This is a genomic window from Alphaproteobacteria bacterium (genome assembly GCA_005883305.1).
GTDB lineage: Bacteria > Pseudomonadota > Alphaproteobacteria > Sphingomonadales > Sphingomonadaceae > Allosphingosinicella.
Genome location: VBAC01000001.1, coordinates 2,416,472 through 2,439,580, shown reverse-complemented (window position 1 = coordinate 2,439,580; position 23,109 = coordinate 2,416,472). Strand labels below are relative to the sequence as shown.

17 protein-coding genes and 1 pseudogene are annotated in these 23,109 nt (G+C 68.5%); 10 read left to right on the top strand and 8 right to left on the bottom strand.

The window, feature by feature from the left end:
- Positions 1-168 precede the first annotated feature (168 nt).
- Positions 169-2,733 (top strand): DNA mismatch repair protein MutS, encoded by a 2,565-nt coding sequence (gene mutS, locus E6G92_12150; protein TMJ20819.1) that lies wholly within the window; start codon positions 169-171, stop codon positions 2,731-2,733.
- Complete coding sequence (locus E6G92_12145) at positions 2,730-5,459, top strand: [protein-PII] uridylyltransferase (GenBank protein TMJ20454.1); 2,730 nt, start codon at positions 2,730-2,732, stop codon at positions 5,457-5,459. The genes mutS and E6G92_12145 overlap by 4 nt, the downstream gene beginning before the upstream one ends.
- A 57-nt stretch (positions 5,460-5,516) precedes the next feature.
- On the opposite strand, the gene E6G92_12140 is transcribed toward E6G92_12145, so the two are convergent.
- The 4 genes from E6G92_12140 to thrS form a co-directional block, all read right to left on the bottom strand.
- Positions 5,517-8,363, bottom strand: a complete 2,847-nt coding sequence (locus E6G92_12140; GenBank protein TMJ20453.1) for a TonB-dependent receptor — start codon at positions 8,361-8,363, stop codon at positions 5,517-5,519.
- 188 nt (positions 8,364-8,551) lie between these two features.
- Positions 8,552-9,679 (bottom strand): UDP-N-acetylglucosamine 2-epimerase (non-hydrolyzing), encoded by a 1,128-nt coding sequence (locus tag E6G92_12135; protein TMJ20452.1) that lies wholly within the window; start codon positions 9,677-9,679, stop codon positions 8,552-8,554.
- Between the two features lie 178 nt (positions 9,680-9,857).
- Complete coding sequence (locus E6G92_12130; protein ID TMJ20818.1) at positions 9,858-10,388, bottom strand: translation initiation factor IF-3; 531 nt, start codon at positions 10,386-10,388, stop codon at positions 9,858-9,860.
- 119 nt (positions 10,389-10,507) lie between these two features.
- A complete protein-coding gene (thrS, locus tag E6G92_12125) occupies positions 10,508-12,502 on the bottom strand; it encodes a threonine--tRNA ligase (protein TMJ20817.1) in 1,995 nt (664 codons plus the stop codon).
- Between the two features lie 159 nt (positions 12,503-12,661).
- Between thrS and E6G92_12120 the strand changes: the two genes are divergently transcribed.
- From E6G92_12120 to E6G92_12100, 5 genes are read left to right on the top strand one after another with little or no spacing between them, the layout of a single operon-like run.
- The gene (locus E6G92_12120; GenBank protein ID TMJ20451.1) at positions 12,662-13,069 is read left to right on the top strand and encodes a hypothetical protein; all 408 of its coding nucleotides are present in this window, start codon (positions 12,662-12,664) and stop codon (positions 13,067-13,069) included.
- Entirely contained in the window at positions 13,069-13,275 is a 207-nt protein-coding gene (locus tag E6G92_12115; protein TMJ20450.1) for a helix-turn-helix transcriptional regulator, read from the top strand. The genes E6G92_12120 and E6G92_12115 overlap by 1 nt, the downstream gene beginning before the upstream one ends.
- Positions 13,275-14,159 (top strand): alpha/beta hydrolase, encoded by an 885-nt coding sequence (locus E6G92_12110; protein ID TMJ20449.1) that lies wholly within the window; start codon positions 13,275-13,277, stop codon positions 14,157-14,159. The genes E6G92_12115 and E6G92_12110 overlap by 1 nt, the downstream gene beginning before the upstream one ends.
- Positions 14,160-14,171: 12 nt before the next feature.
- On the top strand, positions 14,172-14,912 hold the full coding sequence (locus E6G92_12105; protein TMJ20448.1) for an alpha/beta hydrolase: 741 nt from the start codon (positions 14,172-14,174) through the stop codon (positions 14,910-14,912).
- On the top strand, positions 14,909-15,775 hold the full coding sequence (locus E6G92_12100) for a hypothetical protein (protein TMJ20447.1): 867 nt from the start codon (positions 14,909-14,911) through the stop codon (positions 15,773-15,775). The genes E6G92_12105 and E6G92_12100 overlap by 4 nt, the downstream gene beginning before the upstream one ends.
- Before the next feature lie 119 nt (positions 15,776-15,894).
- Here E6G92_12100 and E6G92_12095 read toward each other — a convergent pair whose 3' ends face one another.
- Positions 15,895-16,629 carry an SIMPL domain-containing protein gene (locus tag E6G92_12095; GenBank protein ID TMJ20446.1) on the bottom strand — a complete coding sequence of 245 codons (735 nt, stop codon included), beginning with the start codon at positions 16,627-16,629 and terminating at the stop codon, positions 15,895-15,897.
- Between the two features lie 106 nt (positions 16,630-16,735).
- On the opposite strand from E6G92_12095, the gene E6G92_12090 reads away from it, so the two are divergent.
- From E6G92_12090 to E6G92_12080, 3 genes and pseudogenes are all read left to right on the top strand, one after another.
- Positions 16,736-17,152 carry a lactoylglutathione lyase gene (locus E6G92_12090; protein ID TMJ20445.1) on the top strand — a complete coding sequence of 139 codons (417 nt, stop codon included), beginning with the start codon at positions 16,736-16,738 and terminating at the stop codon, positions 17,150-17,152.
- Positions 17,100-17,880: pseudogene (gene gloB / locus E6G92_12085) on the top strand (hydroxyacylglutathione hydrolase). The gene E6G92_12090 and the pseudogene gloB overlap by 53 nt, the downstream one beginning before the upstream one ends.
- Before the next feature lie 27 nt (positions 17,881-17,907).
- Positions 17,908-18,312, top strand: coding sequence for a DUF1203 domain-containing protein (locus tag E6G92_12080; GenBank protein ID TMJ20444.1), 405 nt, complete (start codon positions 17,908-17,910; stop codon positions 18,310-18,312).
- Positions 18,313-18,474: 162 nt separating this feature from the next.
- Here the strand turns inward: E6G92_12080 and E6G92_12075 are convergent, their stop codons facing one another.
- The 3 genes from E6G92_12075 to E6G92_12065 are packed head-to-tail and all read right to left on the bottom strand — an operon-like array spanning position 18,475 to position 23,027.
- Positions 18,475-20,265 (bottom strand): long-chain fatty acid--CoA ligase, encoded by a 1,791-nt coding sequence (locus tag E6G92_12075; GenBank protein ID TMJ20443.1) that lies wholly within the window; start codon positions 20,263-20,265, stop codon positions 18,475-18,477.
- Positions 20,266-20,304: 39 nt separating this feature from the next.
- Positions 20,305-21,987: a gamma-glutamyltransferase gene (gene ggt, locus E6G92_12070; protein ID TMJ20816.1), complete on the bottom strand. Its 1,683-nt coding sequence runs from the start codon at positions 21,985-21,987 to the stop codon at positions 20,305-20,307.
- The gene (locus tag E6G92_12065; GenBank protein ID TMJ20442.1) at positions 21,987-23,027 is read right to left on the bottom strand and encodes a quinone-dependent dihydroorotate dehydrogenase; all 1,041 of its coding nucleotides are present in this window, start codon (positions 23,025-23,027) and stop codon (positions 21,987-21,989) included. Before E6G92_12065 ends, ggt begins: the two co-directional genes overlap by 1 nt.
- Positions 23,028-23,109 lie beyond the last annotated feature (82 nt).

Below are 23,109 nucleotides of genomic sequence, written 5' to 3'. Positions count from 1 at the left end.
GGAATTCGAGCGCCTCGGCCTCCGAGAATTTGACGTTGCTGCCTTCGCTCACAGGTCTCTCCCCAGTTTCGTGGCCCCGCTTAGGACTCAAGCCGTGACGGAAGCAAGGCAAAGCCTTAACGGTAGGGCGTGGCCACCAAGGTGAAATCCGAGAACGCACCCACGCCGATGATGGCGCAATATCTCGCGCTCAAGGCGGAGGCCGAGGGCTCTCTGCTGTTCTACCGGATGGGCGATTTCTTCGAATTGTTCTTCGACGACGCACGCGTGGCGGCCCAATGCCTCGACATCGCTCTGACCGCGCGGGGCGAGCATGAGGGCGCGCCGATCCCGATGTGCGGAGTCCCCATCCACGCCGCCGAGGCCTACCTTGCCCGGCTGATCCGGGCCGGCCACCGGGTCGCCATCGCCGAGCAGACCGAAAGCCCCGCGGAGGCGAAGAAGCGCGGCGGCAAATCGGTCGTCAACCGCGCCATCGTGCGAGTCGTCACCGCGGGCACGCTGACCGAGGAGGCCCTGCTCGACGCGCGCGCCGCCAACTGGCTGGCCGCGGTGGCCAAAGTGGGCGAGCGCTACGGCATCGCAGCCGCCGACGTTTCGACCGGCCGGTTCGAGCTGGCCTCGGTCGCCCCGGGCGCGCTCGACGCCGAGCTGGCCAGACTGGGCGCGGCGGAGATCATCGCCAACGAGGCGCTGGACGGCGCCGAGCTATGGGTGCGCGGGTTCGATTCGATCCAGGCCGAGCGGCGGCTGAAGGAACGGTTCGAGGTGGCGACGCTGGACGGCTTCGGCCAGTTCGACCGCGCGGCTCTGTGCGCCGCCGGCGGGCTGCTCGCCTATCTCGACGAGGTCGCGCGCGAATCGTTGCCCTTCCTTCGCCCGCCGGTCGCGCTCTCCTCGGGCGATCACATGATGATCGACGCGGCGACCCGCGAGAGCCTCGAGCTGACCCGGTCCGCCTCGGGCACGCGCGCGGGGAGCCTGCTCGCGGCGCTCGACGCCACCGTCACCGGCGCCGGCGCGCGGCTGCTCGCCGCCGATCTTGGCGCCCCCCTGCTCGATAGGGCGAAGATCGAGGCGCGGCTCGACCTCGTCGCCTTGTTCGAGGGCGATTCGGGCGCGCGCGAGTGGCTCAGGCGGCAGCTTCGCGCTCTTCCCGACATCGGCCGCGCCTTGGGCCGGCTGGTCTCCGGCCGCGGGAGCCCGCGCGATCTCGGGCAGTTGCGCGACGGGCTCGGCGAGGCCCGGCACCTGCACGACCGCCTCGCCATGCTGCCGGAGCCGCCCGCCCTTCTTGCCCGGTTGCTTCCCGCGCTCACCGGCCACGGCGCCCTGGTCGATCATCTGTCGCGCGCTTTGGTGCCCTCGCCGCCGATCGACACCGCTCAGGGCGGCTATATCGCCGAGGGCTATGACGCCGCGCTCGATACCCTGCGCGCGACAGGCGGCGAGGGGCGCCGGGCGATCGCGGCGCTCGAGGCGCGCTACAAGAGCCAGACCGGCATCGCGACTCTCAAGATCCGGCACAACAACGTGCTCGGCTTCCACATCGAGGTTCCGGCGCGCAACGCCGACAGGCTGATGGCCGCGGATTCGGGCTTCACCCACCGCCAGACGCTCGCCGGAGTCGTCCGCTTCAACGCCCCCGATCTGCACGACGAGGCGCAGCGGGTGAACCAGGCGGGGGCCCGTGCGCTCGCCGCCGAGGCCGCGCATTTCGAGGAATTGTGCGAAGCGGCGCTCGCCCGGGCCGAGCCGGTCGCCGCGGCGGCCGACGCGCTCGCCCGGCTCGACGTCGCCGCAGCACTCGCCGAGCGGGCCGCCGAGCGCGGCTGGTGCCGCCCGCGCTTCGAGGACCACGCCTGCTTCGAGGTCGAGGGGGGCCGCCACCCGGTCGTTGAGGACGCCCTGAAGGCCGGCGGGGCGCGCTTCGTCGCCAACGATTGCAAGCTTTCCGAAGACTCGCGCCTGTGGCTCGTCACCGGCCCGAACATGGGCGGCAAATCGACCTTCCTGCGCCAGAACGCCTTGATTATCCTGCTCGCCCAGGCCGGCTCCTACGTGCCGGCGGCGCGGGCGAAGCTGGGCCTCGTCGACCGGCTGTTCAGCCGCGTCGGCGCTTCGGACAATTTGGCCCGCGGCCGTTCGACCTTCATGGTCGAGATGGTCGAGACGGCGGCGATCCTCGCCCAGGCCGGGCCGAACAGCTTCGTCATCCTCGACGAGGTCGGCCGCGGCACATCGACCTATGACGGCCTCGCCATCGCCTGGGCGGTGGTCGAGGCGATCCACGACCGCGCCAAATGCCGCTGCCTGTTCGCCACCCATTATCACGAGCTGACGCGCCTCGCCGAGCGGCTCGACGCGCTGTCGCTCCACCATGTGCGGGCGCGCGAGTGGAAGGGCGATCTCGTCCTCCTCCACGAGGTCGCCGAGGGACCGGCGGATCGCAGCTACGGAATCGCGGTGGCCAAGCTCGCCGGCCTTCCGCCGCCGGTCCTCGCCCGCGCCAAATCTGTGCTCGCCAAGCTGGAGCAGGGCCGCGCCGCCACCGGCGGGATCGCCGCCGGCCTCGACGACCTGCCGCTGTTCGCCGCCGCAGAGGCCGAGCCGCCCGCGGCCGACCCGGTGCGCGAGGCGCTTGCGCAGGCCGACCCCGACAGCCTCGCCCCGCGCGAGGCGCTCGAGCTGGTCTACCGGCTCAAGCGCCTGCTCTCCGCGGACGGCGGATGACTCCGGTCGCCAGCCGCCGCGAGATCATCGACCGGCGGGCGATCGCCGAGCGGCTCGACGGCACCGACCGCAAGGCCGCGGCCGAGATCCTGAAGGAAGCGCTTGTCGCCGGCCGCGAGGAAATCGCTCGGCGGCTTGCGGACAAGCCCTACGCGGGGACGGAGGCCGCCGCCGCCTACGCCTTCCTGACCGACCAGGTCCTTCGCCTCGCCTTCGATCACGTTACGCTCCGGCTCCATCCGCTCGGCAATGCGACGACCTCGGAGCGGCTGCTGATGATGGCCGTCGGCGGCTACGGGCGCGGCGAGATGGCGCTCCATTCCGACGTCGACCTCGCCTTCGTCACGCCGTGGAAGCCGACCCAGTGGACCGAGACGGCGATCGAGGCGATCCTCTATCTGCTGTGGGACCTCGGCCTCAAGATCGGCCATTCCACGCGCGGCGTCGACGAGGTGATCCGCGCTTCGGCCGCCGACCAGACGATCCGCACCGCGACTCTCGAGGCCCGCTACGTGTGGGGCGACGAGGCCCTGTTCGACGAGGTCGTGGCGCGCTTCTGGAAGGAAGTCGTCGCCGGAACGGTCGCGCCCTACGTCAAGGAGAAGCTCGACGAGCGCGACGAGCGCCACAAGAGGATGGGCGACAGCCGCTACGTCGTCGAGCCAAACGTCAAGGAGGGCAAGGGCGGCCTGCGCGATCTCCACGCGCTCTTCTGGATCGGCAAATATGCCTATCGCCTGCACGGCGCCGGCGACCTCGTCGAGGCCGGCCTGTTCTCGGCCGAGGAGCTTCGCCAGTTCCGCCGCGCCGAGCGCTTCTTGTGGGCGGTGCGCTGCCACCTGCACCTGATCGCCGGGCGCGCCGAGGAGCGGCTGACCTTCGACTATCAGCGCGAGATCGCGGCGCGGATGAACTATGCCGACCGGCCCGGCAAATCGCCGGTCGAACGCTTCATGCGGCACTATTTCCTGCACGTGAAGACGGTCGGGGACCTCACCGGCATCTTCCTCGCCCATCTCGACGAACGCTTCGCCGGGCGCGGCCGCCGCTTCGGCTTCCCCGCCTTCCGCCGCAGGCCCGGCAAGCTCGAAGGCTTCATGCTCGACCGCGGGCGGCTGGCCATTCCCGACGACGACTTCCTCAGCCAGGATCCCGTGCGGCTGATCCGGATGTTCGCGCTCGCCGACCGCTACGAGCTCGAAATCCACCCGCTGGCGATGCGCGCCGCCGGGCGCTGCGCCAAGCTGATCGACGCCAAGGTGCGCGAGGACCCGGAGGCCAATTCGCTGTTCCTCGACGTCCTGACCAGCCCACGCGATCCCGAAACGGTGCTGCGCTGGATGAACGAGGCCGGGGTGTTCGGCCGCTTCGTTCCCGACTTCGGCCGCGTCGTCGCCCAGATGCAGTTCGACATGTACCACCATTATACGGTCGACGAGCATTCGATCCGGGCGATCGGCCTCGTTTCGAAGATCGAGCGCGGGCTGCTCAGGGAGGATCATCCGCTGGCGACGACCCTGACCCGGCAGATCGCCTCGCGCCGCACGCTCTATGTCGCGGTTCTGCTTCACGACATCGCCAAGGGGCGGGGCGGCGACCACAGCCTGCTCGGCGCGGAGGTCGCGCTGGCGCTCTGCCCGCGCCTCGGCCTCAGCGCCGCGGAGACCGAGACCGTCGCCTGGCTGGTGCGCCGGCACCTGCTGATGTCGGCAACGGCGTTCAAGCGCGACCTTTCGGACCCCAAGACGATCGAGGATTTCGTCGGCGCCGTGGCGAGCCTCGAGCGGCTTCGGCTGCTCTTCCTGCTGACGGTGGTCGACATCCGAGCGGTCGGGCCGGGCACGTGGAACGGGTGGAAGCGCCAGCTGCTGCGCACCCTGTTCGACGCCGCCGAGGAATTGCTCCGGCTCGGCCACAAGCAGAAGGGCCGCAAGGAGCGCATCGCCGCGGTCCAGGACTCGTTGTTCGAGACGCTCGGCTGGAGCGCGAGCCGCTTCGCCCGCTATATCTTCAACCTGCCTGACAGCTACTGGCTGGCGGAGCCGCCCGAGGCGCTCGAGGCCAATGCGCGGCTGATCGACCGGCTCGAGCGCGAACCCGGCGCCAGGCCCGTCGCGACGACCGTCCGAACCGAACGCTCGGCGACTTTGGTTTCGATATACGGCTCGGACCGGCCCGGCCTGTTCTATCGCCTCGCCGGAGCGATCAGCCTGGCCGGCGGCAACATCATCGACGCGCGAATCCACACCACGACCGACGGCATGGCGCTCGACAATTTCCTCGTTCAGGATTCGCGCGGCGGCCCGTTCGCCGATTCCCACCAGCTCGCGCGGCTCGAAAAGGCGGTGCTCGAGGCGCTTGAGGGACAGGAGCCCTCGGCCGACCGCCTCGCCGCGCGCGCCTTGCCGCTTCGCCGCGCCGAGGCCTTTCCGATCGCGCCCGCGGTGTTCGCCGACGCCCATGCCTCGAACCGCTACACGGTGATCGAGGTCAATGCCCGCGACCGGGCGGCTCTGCTGTTCGAGCTCGCCCGGGCGATCTCCGATTTCGGAGCGACGATCCACAGCGCGCACATCGCCACTTATGGCGAGCGGGCGGTCGACGTCTTCTATCTGACGGAGCTCGACGGCTCGAAGATCGACCGGCCCGAGCGGCTCAAGGCGCTTCAGCAGCGGCTGCTCGCGGCGGCGGGCGGCGGGCCCGCCGAAGGGCGCCGCGCGGCCTGAGACGAAAAAAGGCCCCCGCCGTCACCGGCGAGGGCCCTTTCCTCGATCTCGGGCCGATCAGAAGCGGAAGCGGCCGGTGATTCCGTAGGTCCGCGGCTCGGCGAGGAAGGCCGAGAAGAGCTGGCGCCCGCCCGGGAAGGCCGGATCGACGAAGGGCGCGGCGGTCGTGCCGGCCTGGAACGGGGTGTTGAACGCAACCTGCGCGTAATCGGTGTCGAACAGGTTCTGCGCCCACAGCTCGAGCGACCATTGCTGCCCCGGCCCGCGGATGCCGATGCGGGCGTTGACGATGGTGTAGGCATCCTGCGCCTTTTGCGGGAACAGGTCGGAGCCGGTGTTGTAATTGTCGGTCATCCTGGCGTCCGCATAGAGCAGGCCGGTCCAGCCCGAATTGCCGATCGCCGGAGTCCAGGTGAACGCGCCGGTGCCGACGATGTGGGGCGCGTTGGACAGGCGGTGGCCCGGCAGCATGCGGAGCGCAGGATCGAGCGGAACCCCGCTTTCGTTCCCGACCAGGTCATGCTGATACTTGGTGTCGGCGATGGTCAGGCCGAGATTGAGCGACATGTCGTGCCGCGGGCGGACCGAGGCCTCGACCTCGATGCCCTGCGAGCGAACGCCATAGGTGACGTCGTCGGGAGCGCAAGAGCCGGTGGTGGCCGCGGCGGCGTTGAAGTTCGAGCCGGAGGCGGAGAGGTTCTGATCCTGGTCCGCCAGCGACCCGCCGACGAGATGGCTGCAGCCGTTGATCGTCTGCACCAGGAACACCGTGCCGTTGAACGTATTGAGCTGGAAGTTCCTGAAGTCCTGCCGGAACGCGGCGACGTTGAGAACGAACGGCCCGTGCGAATATTTGACGCCGATCTCGTAGGCGTTGTTGATCTCGGGATCGAACTGCAGGTTGCCGGTCAGCGCCTGGGCGCCGCCCGGAGTCAGCGAGAAGGGAAGGATCGGCGATTTCAGCGCCGAGCGGTCGAGGTTGAAGCCGCCCGCTTTATAGCCGCGCGAATAGCTGGCGTAGAGCATCAGATCGTCGTTGGGCCGATAAGAAAGGATGCCGGTGCCGGTGAACTCGTCCTCGCTTCGGCGGTCGGTGATTCGAACGCCGTTGAGCTCGGCCGTCGAATTGCCCTGGCAGCCGAGGCCGATCAGGGCGCCCGCGAGGGCGCGGGCGGTCGCGATCTGCGTCGGCGTTCCGGCCGTGGTCGTCGTCAGGTCGTCGAGCAGGGAGGCCTGCAGCTGCGGGCAGATCGTGTTGTCGTTGCCGAAGGTGGTGTCGAACCGCTTGCGCTCGTTGGTGTAACGAAGCCCGAGGGTGAAATCCAACCGGTTGGTGATGTGAAGGATGTTGTGCGTGAAGAACGCGTAATTGCGGCTGTTCTGCGTGTAGCGGTCGGTCGTGCTGCCGAGATTGTTGAGGCTGTCCAGCCGGTTGAAGCCAGCGACGATGTCCGGGCCGCTCGCTCCGGTCGCACCCGCGAGCGTAGCCGGACCGACGCCCGGAATGACGCAGCTCGGGCTGCCCGGCGAGTAGAGGCCGGACAGGCCGCCGCCGGAGATGATGCGGCAGGTCGCGAAGCGGCCATATTGATTGCCGAACCGCAGATTGTCGGTCAGCTCCAGATCCTCGTCGGCGAAATAGGCGCCGACCAGCCATTCCAGATGCCCGTTGAAGGTGGTGCCGTTGAATCGGAGCTCCTGGCTGAAGGTCTGGAACTCGCGGACCACGCCGTCGCCGCCGCGGTAGAGGATGTCGACCGTGCCGTAATCGACGTCGCCCGGCTGCCCCGACGAATAGTCGCGATAGGCGGTGATCGAGGTGAGGTTTGCGCCCCCGAGGTCCCAATTGACCTCGACCGAGACTCCGCCATCCTCGGTCTCGCCGTTGAAGGAGCGACCCGGGCTCACGTAGATGTTGCGGCTGTAGGGGTTGCTGAACCCGGCCAGCGGCTGGCCGAGGTCGCGCAACACGTTGATGATGTTGTTGCCCTCCGGATTGGTGATGCCGCCGACGAGGAAGGGCGTGGCCGGGTTGTTGAGGTTGCCGATCTCCGGGGTCGTCTCGCGATCGAGATAAACGGCGCCGCAGCACGATTCGTCGCGCTTGGAATAATCGCCGATCAGGCGGATCGAGAGCGAATCGCTCGGCTCCCACAGCGCCTGGGCGCGGACGAAGAAGCGGTCGCGGTCGTTGACCCGGCTCTCGGTGCCGCCCGTGGGATTGACGACGTGGTAGAAGCCGTCCCGCTGCGCATAGACGGCGTCGATCCGGCCGGCGAAGGTCTCGCCCATCGGAATGTTGATCCCGCCGGCGGCGCGGATCTGGTCGAAATTGCCGTAGGTCAGCTCGGCGAAGCCGCTGAACGCGTCGAATTCCGGGCGGCGGGTGATGATATGGATGAGGCCGGCCGAAGCGTTGCGGCCGAACAGGGTGCCCTGCGGGCCGCGCAGCACCTCGACCCGCTCGACCTCGCCGAGTTCGTTGAGGCCGATGCCGCTGCGCGAGCGGTAGACGCCGTCGATGAACACTGCCACCGAGCTTTCGAGGCCGGGATTGTCGCCGACCGTGCCGATGCCGCGGATTCGGGCCGATCCGTTGGCCTCGGTGCCGGTGGAGGAGACGAGCAGCGACGGCGCGAGCTGGTTGAGCTGGCGGATGTCGTTGGCGCCGCTGTTCTGCATCTGGTCGCCGCCGACGGCGGTCACCGCGATCGGAACGTCCTGAAGGACCTGCCGGCGGCCCTGGGCGGTGATGACGATGTCCGGCTCGTTGGTCATCGGGGGCTGGACCGCGGCATTCTCGGTGCCGCTGTTCGTGGTGGTCGTGGTCTGATCGCTCTGCGCGTAGGCGGGCGCTGCAAAGGCGGTCAGGCCGGCGGACAGCAGCCAGAAGCTCTTCGACATATGATTTCCCTCCCCAAAGGACGTTTTATATTTTGCTGAAGAGCTAACCTGAATGTGGCTCTTTCGCCAGCCGAAAAACCGCAGTTTCCCGTTGGTTTGGACAAGTTCATTGCAAAGGCGCAACAGAATGGTTGCAGTCTGAAACGGGTCGCTGGTCCCTGCCGTTACGGAAAGCGCAGTTTCCGCCTCTAGGCGGCGGCGCGCCGGTTCGCGCCGAGGACGAGTCCGGAGCGGCGTTTCAGGTCCTCCAGGCAGCGCGAAGCGGTGTTTCCGTCCCAATATTCGGGCCGGCGTGGCGTCCCTCGGCCCGAGGCGAGAGCCGCATCGAGCATCGCGGCGGCGTTCTCGGGCGTTGCGAGGCGATTCGTGCCCTGCTCGATCGTGATCGGCCGCTCCGTGCTGTCTCTCAGCGTCAGGCACGGAATGCCGAGATATGTGGTCTCCTCCTGCAGCCCGCCCGAATCCGTGACCACGGCGGCCGCACTGGAGACGAGGCTCATGAAGCGTATGTATGGAAGCGGGGAGACGAGCAGAATGCCGGAGCGCGCGAGAGCCTGGTCGAGGCCGTGCTCGGCGAGCCGCGCCGCGGTTCGCGGATGAACGGGGAACACGACCTGAAGCCGGCGCTGGATCGCGGCAAGGCAGTCAACGAGGCTCTGCAACGCGGCGCGGCTGTCGACGTTGGAGGGCCGGTGGAGCGTCGCCACGCAATAGGATGCACCGCGAAGGCCGAGCGCCTCCGGCACCGCCGCCGCGGCGATCGCCGGCCGGCACCGCTCGAAGCTGTCGAGCATGATGTTGCCGACGCGCGTGATCCGCTCCGCCGGAACGCCCTCGGCGGTCAGATTGCGGTCGGCGTCGGGCGACGGGGTCCAAAGCACGTCGCCGACCGCGTCGGTCGCCATGCGGTTGATCTCTTCCGGCATCGAGCGGTCGCGCGAGCGAAGCCCGGCCTCGAGATGAACGGTGCGAATGCCGAGCTTGGTCCCCACCAGCGCCGCGGCGAGCGTGGAATTGACGTCGCCGACGACGACCAGCCAGTCGGGCCGCATGCTTTCCGCGATCCTGCCATATTCGATCATCACCCGGCCGGTCTGCTCGGCATGGCTGCCCGAGCCGATGCCGAGGTGGACGTCCGGATCCGGCAGGCCGAGATCCTTCAATATCTCGCCCGACATGTTGGCGTCGTAATGCTGGCCGGTATGGACCAGCACGGGGCGGAATTCCGGCGCCGAATCGAGCGCGTGCCACAGCGGCGCCACCTTCATGAAATTGGGGCGTGCGGCGGCGATCAGGTGGACGGTCTGCGGCGGCAATTGCGGCTCCTCGATGGAGCGCGCTTATGCCGAAGCGGAGTTAAAAGGGCCTCAACGTCCTTCGATACGCGGCTTCGACAGGCTCAGCCGCTACTCGGGATGAGCGGACAGAACAATCGTCACCGCTCATCCTGAGTAGGCATTGAGCGAAGTCGAAATGTCGTATCGAAGGACAATCTCACTTGGGCGCCAGCACCATCAGCATCTGGCGGCCTTCCATGCGCGGGTGCTGCTCGACCTTGGCCGTCTCCGCGACGTCCGCCTGGACCCGCTGCAGCAGCCGCATGCCGAGCTCGCCATGGGCCAGCTCGCGGCCGCGGAAGCGCAGGGTGATCTTGACCTTGTCCCCCTCGCCGATGAACGCGACGACCTTCTTCATCTTCACGTCGTAATCGTGGTCGTCGATGTTCGGACGCATCTTGATCTCCTTGATCTCCTGCGTCTTTTGCGATTTGCGGGCAAGATTGGCCTTCTTCTGCGCCTCGTATTTGTATTTGCCGACGTCGAGGAACTTGCAGACGGGCGGATCGGCATTGGGCGAGACCTCGACGAGGTCGAGGCCGACTTCGGCGGCCTGCTCGATCGCCTCGGCGGTCAGCAGAACGCCGATATTTTCGCCATTTTCATCGATCACGCGCACCCTGGGCACGGAGATGAACTCGTTGAAGCGGGGGCCGTGGAGCGGCGGCGCGGTGGGGCGCCGGGTGATGGGGGGACGTATGTTGGCTTCTCCTGATGCCGTTCGGAAGCGCCCCACCTAGTCGATGAGGCGCGCGATTGAAAGATGCGCCCGCCCGAACGGACGGATTTCCGCTCCATCGCCGATATTCAGCCGCGAAGGTCGGGCGCCAGGGCCTCTCCGCGAAGCCGTTCCACCAGCGCGTCGAGACCGATCACCTCCTGCCGCGCGTCGGCGCCGAGCGGGCGAAGCGCGACGGTGCGCTCCTCGGCCTCGCGCTTGCCGACGACGAGCAGATAGGGGGTGTGGGCAAGGCTGTGCTCGCGCACCTTGTAGTTGATCTTCTCGTTCCTGAGGTCGGTCTCGACCCGCAGGCCCGCGGCCTGAAGCGCCACGGCGACCTCGCGGGCATAATCATCGGCGTCGGATACGATCGTCGCCACCGCAGCCTGCACCGGGGCCAGCCACAGCGGGAAGCGGCCGGCATGATGCTCGATCAGCACGCCGATGATCCGCTCGAGCGAGCCGAAGATCGCGCGGTGGAGCATGACCGGCACGTGCTTCTCGCCGTCGTCGCCGATGTAGAAGGCGCCGAGCCGCTCGGGCATGACGTAATCGAGCTGGATCGTGCCCATCTGCCAGGTGCGGCCGATCGCGTCGGTCAGGTGGAATTCGAGCTTGGGCGAATAGAAGGCGCCCTCGCCGGGCAATTCCTCCCATTTGTACTGCTCGGTGGCGCGGCCGGCGGCGCGGACCGCCTCGCGCAGGTCGCCCTCCGCGCGGTCCCACATCTCGTCGCTGCCGAAGCGCTTCTCCGGGCGCAGCGCGAGCTTGATCGCGTAATCGGGGAAGCCGATATCCTTGTAGACCCGGTCGAGCAGGTCGCAGAACAGCCGCACCTCTTCGACGATCTGGTCCTCGCGGCAGAAGATGTGGCCGTCGTCCTGGGTGAATTGGCGCACGCGCAGGATGCCGTGGAGAGCGCCGTGCGGCTCGTTCCTGTGGCAGCAGCCATATTCGGCGAGGCGGATCGGCAGGTCGCGATAGGATTTGATGCCCTGGCGGAAAATGAGGATGTGCCCGGGGCAGTTCATCGGCTTCAGCGCCATGAGATCGGCGTCACCCGACAGGATCGGCGCGTCGTCCTCAGTGCCGGGCGCCTCGTCGGGGACGACGAACATATTTTCGCGATACTTGCCCCAGTGGCCGGACTGCTCCCATTGCCGGGCGTCCATCAGCTGCGGCGTCTTCACTTCGCGATAGTCGGCGGCGTCGAGCCGGCGGCGCAGATAGGCTTCGAGGCTGCGCCAGATGCGGTAGCCCTTGGCATGCCAGAAGACCGAGCCGTGCGCCTCGGCCTGAAGATGGAACAGGTCCATCTCCTGGCCGATCTTGCGGTGGTCGCGCTTGGCCGCCTCCTCGAGGCGCACGAGGTGAGTCTCGAGCTGCTTCCTGTTCAGCCAGCCCGTGCCGTAGATCCGGCTCAGCATCGCGTTCTTCTGGTCGCCGCGCCAATAGGCGCCCGACACGCGCGTCAGCTTGAACGCGTCGGGATCGACCTTGCCGGTCGAGGCGAGATGCGGGCCGCGGCAAAGGTCGAGCCACTTGCCGGTGCGGTACATGGTGATCGTCTCGTCGGCGGGAAGCTCCATCACCCATTCGGCCTTGAACCGCTCGCCCTGCTCCTCGAAGAATTTGCGCACCTCGTCGCGGGCCCAGACCTCGCGGACCAGCTTCTCGTCGGCGCGGATGATCCGCCGCATCTCCTCCTCGATCGCGGGGAGGTCCTCCTCGGTGAACGGCCCGCGCTCGGCAGTCGGCGCGAAATCGTAATAGAAGCCGTCGTCGGTCGCCGGGCCGAAGGTGATCTGGGTGCCGGGAAAGAGGTTCTGCACCGCCTCCGCAAGGATGTGCGCGTAATCGTGCCGGACCAGCTCGAGCGCGTCGGCCTCGTCGCGCGCCGTGATCAAAGCGAGCTCGCTGTCCTCCTCGAACGGCCGGGCAAGGTCGCGCACCTCGCCGTTGACCCGCGCCGCGAGCGCCGCCTTGGCCAGCCCCGGCCCGATCGCCGCGGCGACGTCCGCCGGCGTCGTCCCGCGCACGACCTCGCGGACCGATCCATCGGGCAGCTTGATCGAGAACATTTCGGACATTGGCGGTCGGGCTCCTGAAGATTGGCCTTGCGCCATAGATGGGCGTGCCGGGCGGTTCAAGGAAAGGGGGGTACGCCCCTGCAAAGGTCCCTTGACTCGGCGCGAACCGACCTGTAAAGCGTCCTTTACCAAGAGAGAAGGACCCTTGACATGATCAAGACGCCCGCCTGGAAGCGCTACAATTGGCGCGTCGTCTGGCTGAGCCTCGCTTATGCGACCCTGCTGATCGGTGCGGTGCTTGCGCTCAAATATCACCTCGTCTCCGGCGTCATGACCTACGCCATCGCCATCCTGCCCGCGCTGCCGGTGATCGGCATCATCGGCGCCATCGGCCTCTATCTCGCCGAGGAGCAGGACGAATATGTCCGCATGCTGATGGTCCGCCAGACGCTTTGGGCAAGCGGCTTCGCCCTCAGCGCGGCGACGATCTGGGGGTTCCTCGAAAGCTTCGAGCTGATCGGCCGGGTCGACGGCTATTATGTCGTCATCGTCTGGTTCTTCGGCCTGGGCGTCGGCGGCGTCATCAACAAGCTGACGCTCGGCGATGGGGGCTGCTGATGAAGAACCGCCTCAAGGTGCTCCGCGCCGAGCGCGACTGGAGCCAGGCTGACCTTGCCGGGCGGCTCGACGTGTCGCGCCAGAGCGTCAACGCGATCGAGACCGGCAAATACGATCCGAGCCTTCCGCTGGCGTTCAGGATCGCCACCCTGTTCGGCCTCGCCATCGAGGACATTTTCGAAAATCCCGCCAAGGAGACATTGTGATGAAGCCCGTTCGCCTGCTCGCTTTCGCCGCCTTCGCCTGCCTCGTTCCGCAGGTCGCCCGGTCGGAGCCCGCCGCCACTCCTGCAGCAGCCACCGAAGTCCGCCTGCCGCACATCTCGATCCGCGAGATCGGGCGCGGCGATCCGGTGGTCCTCATCCCCGGCCTCGCCACGCCGCGCGCGGTATGGGACGGCGTGGTGCCCGATCTTGCGCGCAACCACCGAGTGATCTTGGTCCAGGTCAACGGCTTCGGCGGCGACCCGGCCGGAGCGAACGCCGAGCCCGGAATCCTTGCCGGAGCCGTCGCCGACCTCGCCGGCTGGCTCGCCGCCAACCGCATCGGGCATCCGGCGGTGGTCGGCCATTCGATGGGCGGGCTGATGGGCATGATGCTCGCCCGCGACCATCCCGACGCGGTCGGCAAGCTGCTGATCGTCGACGCCCTGCCCTTCTTCGGAGTGATCATGGGGCCGAACGCGACCGTCGAGACGGTGAGCGCGACCGCCGCAAGCCTGCGCGATTCGATCCGCAACGGCCCGCCGGCGGCCGCGGCGCCGCCGAACATGTCCAACAGCGAGGCCGGCAACCGTCAGGTCCTCGAATGGCTGCGCGCGTCCGACCGGAACGTGGCCGCCGAGGCGCTCTACGAGGATCTCGGCACGGATTTGCGCGGCGACGTCGCGGCGATCGGCGATCGGCCAATCACCGTCGCTTATGCGGTGCCCAGCGCGGCTTCCGCGGAGATGATCCACACTCTCTACCGTCAGGCCTATGCCGCCGATCCCGACGCCCGGCTCGTGCCGGTCGAGAGCAGCGCCCATTTCATCATGCTCGATCAGCCGCAGCGTTTCGCGGCGATCCTCGCGGAATTCCTCGGCCGCTGATAAGGGGCCGGCATGACCGGCCTCTCCTATCTGCAACATGACGGGCGCCGCCTCGCCTACCGCCTTCGAGAGGGGCGGGGGCCGGCGCTGGTCTTCCTGCCCGGCTATGCCTCGGACATGGAGGGCGGCAAGGCGAGCGCGCTCGATTCCTGGGCGGAAGCGCAGGGCCGCTCGATGCTGCGCTTCGATTATGGCGGCTGCGGCGCGAGCGACGGCGAATTCGAGGATCAGACGCTGGAAACGTGGCGCGGCGATGCGCTGGCGATGATCGACCAGGTCGCGCCGCCCGGCCCGCTCGTCCTGATCGGTTCGTCGATGGGCGGCTGGCTGATGCTGCTCGCCGCGCTCGCCCGGCCGGAGCGGGTCGAAGCGCTGGTCGGAATCGCCGCCGCGCCCGATTTCACCGACTGGGGCTATAGCGACGAACAGAAGGCGGCGCTCGCGACCAACGGCCGGCTCGAGGAGCCCAATCCCTATGGCGACCAGCCGACGGTGACGACGCGCGCCTTCTGGGAGAACGGCCAGGCGCTTCGGCTGCTCGAGGGTCCGATCGCGATCGACTGCCCCGTCCGCCTGCTCCACGGCCAGGCCGATCCGGACGTGCCCTGGGCGCTGGCGCCGGACCTCGCCGGGCGCCTTCGTTCATCCGACGTGCAGACGATCCTCGTCAAGGACGGCGACCACCGGCTGTCGCGCGAGGGCGACCTCGCCCTGCTCATCGCCACCGTCTCAATCCTGCTGGAGTCGCTGTGATCCTTCTTCCCCTGGCGCTGCTCGCGATTCAGGCCGCCCCCTCGCTCCCGGCCAGCCCCGATCCGATGCCGCCGCGCCGCAATCGCCCCGAAGCGGCGGCGCCCGCCCCGCCCCCTCCGGCGCCCCAGGCGGACGATCCGGCGAGCGCGCGCTACCGCCAGTGCACCGACCAGATCCGCGCCAATGCCGAGGCGGCGGTCGCCGCCGCCAATACGTGGCGTCAGGAGGGTGGCGGGATTGCCGCCCGCCAGTGCCTGGGCCTCGCCCTCGCCGCGCTCGAGCGCTGGCAGGCCGCGGCGACGGCGTTCGAGCAGGCGGCGCGCGAGGCGGAGGGCGCGAACGATCCGCGCCGTCCGGATTTCTGGGCCCAGGCCGGCAATGCCTGGGTCGCCGCCGGCGACGGACGCAAGGCGCTCGCCGCGCTCGACGCCGCCTTGCTCAGCCCGAACCTGACCGACGAGCTTCGCGGCGAGGTCCACCTCGACCGCGCCCGGGCGCGCGTGGCCATGGCCGACAATGACGGAGCGCGGACCGAGCTCGACCGCGCCGCCCAGCTCGTCCCCAACGATCCCTTCGCCTGGTATCTCAGCGCCGCTCTCGCCCGCCGGGTCAACGACCTGCCTCGCGCCGCGGCCGACATCGCCCACGCCCGCCAGCTCGCGCCGGACAGCCCGGACGTGCTTCTGCTGGCCGGCACCATCGCCGGCCTGCAGGGCAATATGGCGGAGGCGGAGCGGCTCTACCGCCAGGTGGCCACTGCGGCTCCCAACAGCGATGCGGGGCGGCAGGCGCAGGAGAGCCTCGCCACGATGCGGGAGGTCGAGGCGCCGGCGGCGACTCCGACTCCGCAGGCACCCCACTAAGAAAAAGCCCCTCCCCTTGATGGGGAGGGGTTGGGGTGGGGTGGAGTCTCCACAGGCTCACTGCCGGGTCGAAGTCCACCCCCACCCAACCCTCCCCCATCAAGGGGGAGGGCTCAGTTCTAGTTCAGGTAGAATTCGATCGTCGTCACCACCCGCACCTTCTGCAGCGGCGAGGCGCCTGCGCCGCCCCCGCCTTCGCCGGTGTCGGCATCGCCGTCGCGCGCGCCGATCGAGAAATAGCCCTGGGTCGCCGAGCGGATCGCGCCGACCGCGGCGCCCGAATCCTGCGCGAACCGCTCCGCGCCGCGCCGCGCGTCCTGGATCGAGGCGCCGATCAGCTCCGGCTTGATCGAGTTGAGCTGGGTGTAGGAATAAACCATGTCCGAGCCTTCCTGGAGCTCGACTCCGCGGCGAATCAGGTCGAACTGGCGGCTGTAGGCGCGCTGCGCCCGCATCACGTCGTTGGTTCGGAATTGCAGGCGGCGGTTGATGGTCACGACATTGGCCTGCCGGTTGTTGTCGTAGAAGCTGTTGATCGAGCCGCCGCCGTCGGTGATCGCGGTGGCGGGAAAGCCGGCGGCGCGGATGAACTCGTTGATGGTGCGCGTATCCTGCTCGATCTCGGCCTGGACGGTCGCCGCGTCGGTGCCCGAGGCGGAGAAGTTCAGCGACCAGCTGGCGAGATTGGCGGTGACGTCGCGCTCGGCAAGGCCGCGCATGGTCACCGCGCGGTCGGCCATCCGAGCGCGCCTGAGGCCGTCGCCGAGCAGATAGCCGCCGGCGATGATCGCCACGCCAAGCACGAGCGCGGCGATGAGGATGATGTTGCGATTACCCGTCGAGCCCTCGGCCATGTTATGGTCTCCCTGACCCCGGCGGCCTCTTGCGGACGCCGGCACGGTTCATCTCGCATGTCGTCGATGAACCGTGCATTTATATCGATGAATTGAGGTCCCGCAAATGAAATATCTGCACACGATGATCCGAATCTCCAACCCTGAGGAAACGCTGCGCTTTTTCGAGCTTCTCGGCCTTCGCGAGATCCGGCGGATGGACAATGAGGCGGGTCGGTTCACCCTCATCTTCCTCGCCGCGCCCGGCGACGAGGATGCGCAGGTCGAGCTGACGCACAATTGGGACGAGGCCGGCTATGGCGAGGGCCGCAATTTCGGCCACCTCGCCTATGAGGTCGACGACGTCTACGAGACCTGCAAGCGGCTGATGGACGGTGGGGTGATCATCAACCGCCCCCCGCGAGAGGGCCGAATGGCCTTCGTCCGAACGCCCGACGGCATTTCGATCGAGCTGCTTCAGAAGGGCGGCAATCTCCCCGTCGCCGAGCCCTGGGCCTCGATGCCCAACGTGGGGCATTGGTGATGCTGGAGGTCGCCCGCATTCCCGCCCTCAGCGACAATTACATCTGGCTGGCGCACGAGCCCGAATCCGGCGAGACGGCGGTGATCGATCCCGCCGAGCCGGAGCCGGTGCTTGCGGAGGCCGCGCGCCGCGGCTGGCAGATCACCCAGATCTGGAACACCCATTGGCACCCGGATCACACGGGCGGCAACGCCGCGATCAAGGCGGCGACCGGCTGCCGGGTCACCGCCCCCGCGGCCGAGGCGGCGCGAATCCCGACGCTGGACCGCGGCGTCGGCGAAGGCGGCCGCGTGACGCTCGGCCAGCTGGAGGCGGAAGTGCTGGATGTGCCCGCCCACACCGCCGGCCACATCGCCTACCATTTTGGCTCCGAGGGCGTGATCTTCGTCGGCGACACCTTGTTCGCCATGGGCTGCGGGCGGCTGTTCGAAGGCAGCGCCGAGCAGATGCACTCCAATCTCCAGCGTCTCGCCCGGCTGCCGGCCGACACTATGGTCTATTGCGCGCACGAATATACGCTCGCCAACGGCCGCTACGCGCTCGTTGCGGAGCCCGACAATGCCGCGCTCGCCGAGCGGATGCGCGAGGTCGAGGCGGCGCGCGCGAAGGGCGTGCCGACCGTCCCGACCACGATCGGGCTGGAACGGGCGACCAATCCGTTCATGCGCGCCGGCTCGGTTTTAGAATTCGCGGAGCGACGGGCGGCGAAGGACGTTTTTAAAGGGTAAAGCCAAAAGGGGGCAATGGAGGTGAAGATGACCAAGCTTCTGACGCTCACCCTGCTCGGCTCCGCGGCGCTCGCCGCCGGCACGATCGTCGCCGCGCGCGCCGGCCCGCCGGCCGATCCGGAGGCCGAGCTGGCGCGAATCCTCGCCGGACGGGTCGAGCGGCCGGCCGTCGCCTGCGTCAACATCCGCAATCTCGGCGGCAACCGCACGGTCGGCGACGCGATCGTCTTCGGCGGCGGGATGCGGCGGATCTACGTCAACCGCCCGGCCGGCGGCTGCCCCGACCTCGAGCCCGGCCGAAGCCTGCACCTGCGGGCGACGACCGGGCAGGTCTGCCGCGGCGACATCGTCACCGTGGTCGATCACGTCTCGGGCACGAATTTCGGCGGCTGCGGCCTGGGCGATTTCACGCCCTACGATCGGGCGAACTGAGCGGCGGCGCGCACGCACTACTCCCCGCTCATCCTGAGGAGGGACTGAGCCTGGCGAAGGCCCGTCTCGAAGGACCGTTCGGCACCTCTGGGGTCCTTCGAGACGCCGTTTCGACAAGCTCAACGGCTCCTCAGGATGAGCGGATAAGGCGGTTGCAGTGCTCTACCTTTTGTAGAGCCCGTCCAGCCGCTCGCCGTATGCCTCCTTGATGACGTGGCGGCGGATCTTGATCGAGGGGGTGAGCATTGCGTTCTCGACCGTGAACGGCTCGTCGGCGACGATGAACCGGCGCACCTTCTCGATCACGCTCAAATCCGCATTGACCCGGTCCACCGCGGCGGAAAGCGCCTTCACATAATCGGGATCGTGGGCAAGCTCGTGGAACGCGCATTTGCGGTGCTGGCGCGCGCACCATTCGGCGGTCCATTCGGGATCGGGCACGATCAGCCCGACCAGATAGGGCCGCTTGTCGCCGGCGACCATCGCCTGGACGATTTCCGGCTGGAGCGTCAGCATCCCCTCGACCTTGGCCGGAGCGACATTGTCGCCCTTGTCGAGGATGATGATGTCTTTCTTCCGGTCGGTAATGACGATCCGGCCCTTGTCGTCGATATGGCCGATGTCGCCGGTGTGAAGCCATCCGTCGACGATCGTCCGCTCGGTCAGCGCCTCGTTGCGCCAATAGCCCATCATGACCAGCTCGCCGCGCACCAGGATCTCGCCGTCGTCGGCGATCCTGATTTCGGTATTCTTCATGGGCGGGCCGACCGTGTCCATCTTAAGCCCGGCGCTGGGCCGGTTACACGACATGACCGGGCCGGATTCGGTCTGGCCGTAGCCCTGAAGCAGGGTGAGGCCGAGCGAGTGGAAGAAAATTCCGACGTCCGGGTTGAGCGGCGCTCCCCCCGAGACCATCGCCTTGATCCGCCCGCCGAACCGGGCGGCGATCTTCCGCCTCAAAGTGCGGCCGAGCAGGAAATCCATCGGCTTGTCCCACAAGGGCACCGCGCCCGCATAATCCTTGGCCCCGATCGAAAGCGCCCGGTCCATCAGATAGTTGGTCAGCTTCCCCTGCTTTTCGACCTGCTTGAGAATGCGCTGGCGGAGCACCTCGAACAGGCGCGGCACGACGACCATGATCGTCGGCTTCACCTCCTCGATGTTCGACGCGAGCTTCTCCAGCCCTTCCGAATAATAGATCTGCGCGGCGAGGCCGATCGGGAAGAGCTGCCCGCCCGTATGCTCGTAGGCGTGGCTCGCGGGCAGGAAGGAGAGGAAAATCTCGTCGTCCCAGCCGAAATCCTCGGCGATCAGCGCCGTGCAGCCCTCGACATTGTGAAGCAGCGCCCCGTGATGCTGCATCACGCCGCGCGGGGCGCCGCCGGTGCCGGAGGTGTAGATGATGCAGGCGAGGTCCGAGCGCCTGAACGCCGCCCCGCGGGCCGTGGCCTCGACGTCGGCCTGCTCCGCGGCGATCAGGGCAGCCCAATCGTGGAAGGCGACGTTGCCGGACTGGCCGACGTTGAGCGGCTCGATTCCGATCGCCGCCTCGCACGAATTGGAGCGCAATGCGGCGGGAAGCAAAGTCTTGGCCAGCTTCGCCGTCGAGACGATCACCGCGCGGGCGCCGCTGTCGTCGAGAATGTGCTGGTGGTCGCGCTCGGTATTGGTGGTGTAGGTCGGCACGGTCACGCAGCCCGCAGCCATGATCGCCAAGTCGGAGATCAGCCATTCCGGGCGGTTCTCGGAGACCAGCATCACGCGATCGCCGGCCGTGAGCCCGATCCGCTTCAGCGCCGCCGCGAGCCCCGCGACCTTTTCCGCGGACTCGCGCCAACTGGTCGAGCGCCATTCGCCTCCCTGCTTGGCCCAGAGAAACGGCGAATCGCCTTTCTCCTTCGCCCGGGCGAAAAACATGGCGACCAGATTTTCGAAATGCTCCAGCTGACGCATCGCCCCTCCCGCACGGTTTGCCCGTGTCGAGCGTCCGTCTTAGCGAGCCGCCGGCCCCTGCGCCACCCAGACGCCCTCGCTGCGCGGGTCCGCCGCACCGACCCAACGGCCGTCCACGCGCTCGATCGCATTGGCCTTGTAGCCGGGCTCGACGATGACTGCGTTCTGGCCGAGCGCCTGGAGCGCCGGGATCATTGCCTCCAGCCTCGTGCCGCGCTCGATCGTCACCCGGTCGCCCATGCCGATGATCTGCGGAAGAGCGATCGCCTCCTCAGCGCTCATGTCCCAGTCGATCACCGCGATCAGCGCCTTGGCGACCTGGGCGATAATCGTCGAGCCGCCGGCGGCGCCGATCGCGATCCGCACGCGGCCGTCGGGGCCATAGACGATCGTCGGCGACATCGAGCTTCGCGGACGCTTCCCGCCCTCGACGCGGTTGGCGGTCGGAACGCCGTTCAGGTCGGGCGCGGAATTGAAGTCGGTCAGCTCGTTGTTGAGGTACAGGCCATTGACCGTCAGCCCCGAGCCGAACGCGCTCTCGATCGTCGACGTATAGGAGGCGACATTGCCCGCCCTGTCGACGGCGACGAAATGCGAGGTCCCCCCTTCGTCAGGCACCGGCGCCGGAGCGCGGGCGTCGGCGCCGGGGGGTGTGCCCGCGGTGACGTGGGCGATCGCGCGCTCGGGCGAGATGAGTCGGGAACGGCCCGCGAGATAGGCCGGGTCCATCAGCCCGGCGACCGGCACGCGCACGAAATCGGCATCGCCCAGATAGGCGTCGCGGTCGGCGTAGGCGAGCCGCATCGATTCGGCGATCAGGTGCCATGACGTCGCATTGTCCCGACCCAGCGCGCGCAGGTCGAAGCGCTCGAGCTGCTTGAGGATGGCGAACACCGTCGTCTCGCCCGAGGAGGGCGGCCCCATCCCGCAGATGCGGTAGCCGCGATAGGTGCCGCAGGGCGAGGCGAGCTCCTGCGCCTGATAGGTGGCGAGATCGTCGCGGGTCATGGTCGAAGGATTGCGCGGCGCGTTGCGCAGCGTATCGACCAGCGCCCGCGCGGCGGCGCCGGTGTAGAAATGCTCCGGCCCGCGCGCGGCGAGGGCCGTCAGGAAGGCGGCGAGCGCGGGATTGCGCACCAGCGTCCCCGCCGCCTTCGGAGTCCCGTCGGCCTGGTAGAAGAGCGCCCGCCCCCCGGGCGAGAAGCCGGCCAGCGAGCCCGGCGAGGCCAAAGCGCGGTAGAGGCGCGGACTGATCTCGAAGCCGTCGCGGGCGAGGCGGATGGCCGGCCGGAACAGCCGCGCCCAGGCGAGCCGCCCGTGCCGCTCGTGCGCCAGCTCCATCAGCCGGACATTGCCCGGAACGCCGACGCTCATCCCGCCCGCCACCACGTCGCGATGGTCGCGCGGGCGGCCATCGGGGCCGAGGAAATAGGAAGGCGTCGCCGCGTGCGGCGCGGTCTCGCGGCCGTTGAAGCTGGAAAGCCGGCCGCTCGCCTGGTCGTGATAGACGAGGAAGCCGCCGCCGCCGATGCCCGAGCTTTGCGGCTCGACCACGGTCAGCGCGAGCATCGTCGCGAAGGCGGCGTCTGCCGCCGTGCCCCCCTCGCGCAAGATCTCGACTCCGGCCCGGGCGGCGCGGGGATCGGCGGCGGACACGCCCTGCGCGATCGCCGCGACGGGGGCGAGGAATAGGGCAAGGGCGAGCAAGAGGCGGTGCAGCATCATTCCGGCTTTTCAGTCCCGATCGCATCCGTCAAGCGCCCGAAGCCGTGGAGCGTCAGCAAGCGCCTCAACTCGCCGATGATTTCCTCGGCCAGGCCGGGCCCATGATAGACGAGCGCCGAATAGAGCTGGACCAGGCTCGCCCCGGCGCGGATGCGGTCGAAGGCGTCCACCCCGTTCTCGATGCCGCCCGCGGCGATCAGCGGCAGCGCCCCGCCCGTCGCGCGCCGAAAGTCGCGCAGCCGCGCCAGCGCCAGCGCCTTGAGCGGAGCCCCCGAAAGCCCGCCCGCCTCGTCTTTGTGGCGCGATCTGAGCATCGGCCGGCTCAGCGTCGTGTTGGCGACGATCAGCGCGTCGACCTTGCGCTCGATCGCCACGGCGGCGATGTCGTCGATCTCGCCGCCCTCCAGATCCGGCGCGACCTTGAGGAACACCGGCGGCCCGGCGCCGCGCGCCTCCATCACGCCGGCGAGCAATTCGCCCAGCGCGCCTTTGTCCTGCAGGCCGCGAAGCCCCGGCGTGTTGGGCGAGGAAATGTTGACGGTGAGATAGTCGGCATGCCCCGTCATCGCCGCAATCCCCGCCGAATAATCCGCGACACGGTCGGCGCTGTCCTTGTTGGCCCCTATGTTGACGCCCACGATCCCGCGTCGCCGGTCGCGTCCCTCGAGCCGCCGCATAGCTGCGGCCTGCCCCTGACTGTTGAAGCCCATCCGGTTGATCACCGCCCGGTCCTCGACCAGGCGGAACAGGCGCGGGCGCTCGTTCCCTGCCTGCGGCCGCGGTGTCACCGTGCCGACCTCGACGAAGCCGAAGCCGAAGCCGAGCATCTGGCGGTAAACCTCGGCATCCTTGTCGAACCCTGCGGCAAGGCCGACCGGATTGGGGAAGTCGAGCCCCGCGACGCTCACCGCGAGCGCGGGATCGCGGTCGGCGGGCCGCCCCGGCGGAAGCAGCTTCAGCGCGGCGATCGTGGCGCGATGCGCCCGCTCCGCGTCGAGCGCGAAGGCGAAAGGCCGGACGAGGGGATAGAGCGCCATCGCCCTCTCCTGTCATTGCGAGCGCAGCGAAGCAATCCAGTCCCGTGCTGGATCGCCGCGTCGCTTCGCTCCTCGCGATGAC

What these genes read in the sequence shown, in the direction of transcription:
- E6G92_12105 (TMJ20448.1), top strand. Translation starts at nt 14,172, where the DNA reads ATGACCGGCCTCTCCTATCTGCAACATGACGGGCGCCGCCTCGCCTAC.
- E6G92_12080 (TMJ20444.1), top strand. Translation starts at nt 17,908, where the DNA reads ATGACCAAGCTTCTGACGCTCACCCTGCTCGGCTCCGCGGCGCTCGCC.
- ggt (TMJ20816.1), bottom strand. Translation starts at nt 21,987, where the DNA reads ATGCTGCACCGCCTCTTGCTCGCCCTTGCCCTATTCCTCGCCCCCGTC.
- mutS (TMJ20819.1), top strand. Translation starts at nt 169, where the DNA reads ATGATGGCGCAATATCTCGCGCTCAAGGCGGAGGCCGAGGGCTCTCTG.
- E6G92_12110 (TMJ20449.1), top strand. Translation starts at nt 13,275, where the DNA reads ATGAAGCCCGTTCGCCTGCTCGCTTTCGCCGCCTTCGCCTGCCTCGTT.
- E6G92_12065 (TMJ20442.1), bottom strand. Translation starts at nt 23,027, where the DNA reads ATGGCGCTCTATCCCCTCGTCCGGCCTTTCGCCTTCGCGCTCGACGCG.
- E6G92_12145 (TMJ20454.1), top strand. Translation starts at nt 2,730, where the DNA reads ATGACTCCGGTCGCCAGCCGCCGCGAGATCATCGACCGGCGGGCGATC.
- E6G92_12115 (TMJ20450.1), top strand. Translation starts at nt 13,069, where the DNA reads ATGAAGAACCGCCTCAAGGTGCTCCGCGCCGAGCGCGACTGGAGCCAG.
- E6G92_12075 (TMJ20443.1), bottom strand. Translation starts at nt 20,265, where the DNA reads ATGCGTCAGCTGGAGCATTTCGAAAATCTGGTCGCCATGTTTTTCGCC.
- thrS (TMJ20817.1), bottom strand. Translation starts at nt 12,502, where the DNA reads ATGTTCTCGATCAAGCTGCCCGATGGATCGGTCCGCGAGGTCGTGCGC.
- E6G92_12090 (TMJ20445.1), top strand. Translation starts at nt 16,736, where the DNA reads ATGAAATATCTGCACACGATGATCCGAATCTCCAACCCTGAGGAAACG.
- E6G92_12140 (TMJ20453.1), bottom strand. Translation starts at nt 8,363, where the DNA reads ATGTCGAAGAGCTTCTGGCTGCTGTCCGCCGGCCTGACCGCCTTTGCA.
- E6G92_12095 (TMJ20446.1), bottom strand. Translation starts at nt 16,629, where the DNA reads ATGGCCGAGGGCTCGACGGGTAATCGCAACATCATCCTCATCGCCGCG.
- E6G92_12120 (TMJ20451.1), top strand. Translation starts at nt 12,662, where the DNA reads ATGATCAAGACGCCCGCCTGGAAGCGCTACAATTGGCGCGTCGTCTGG.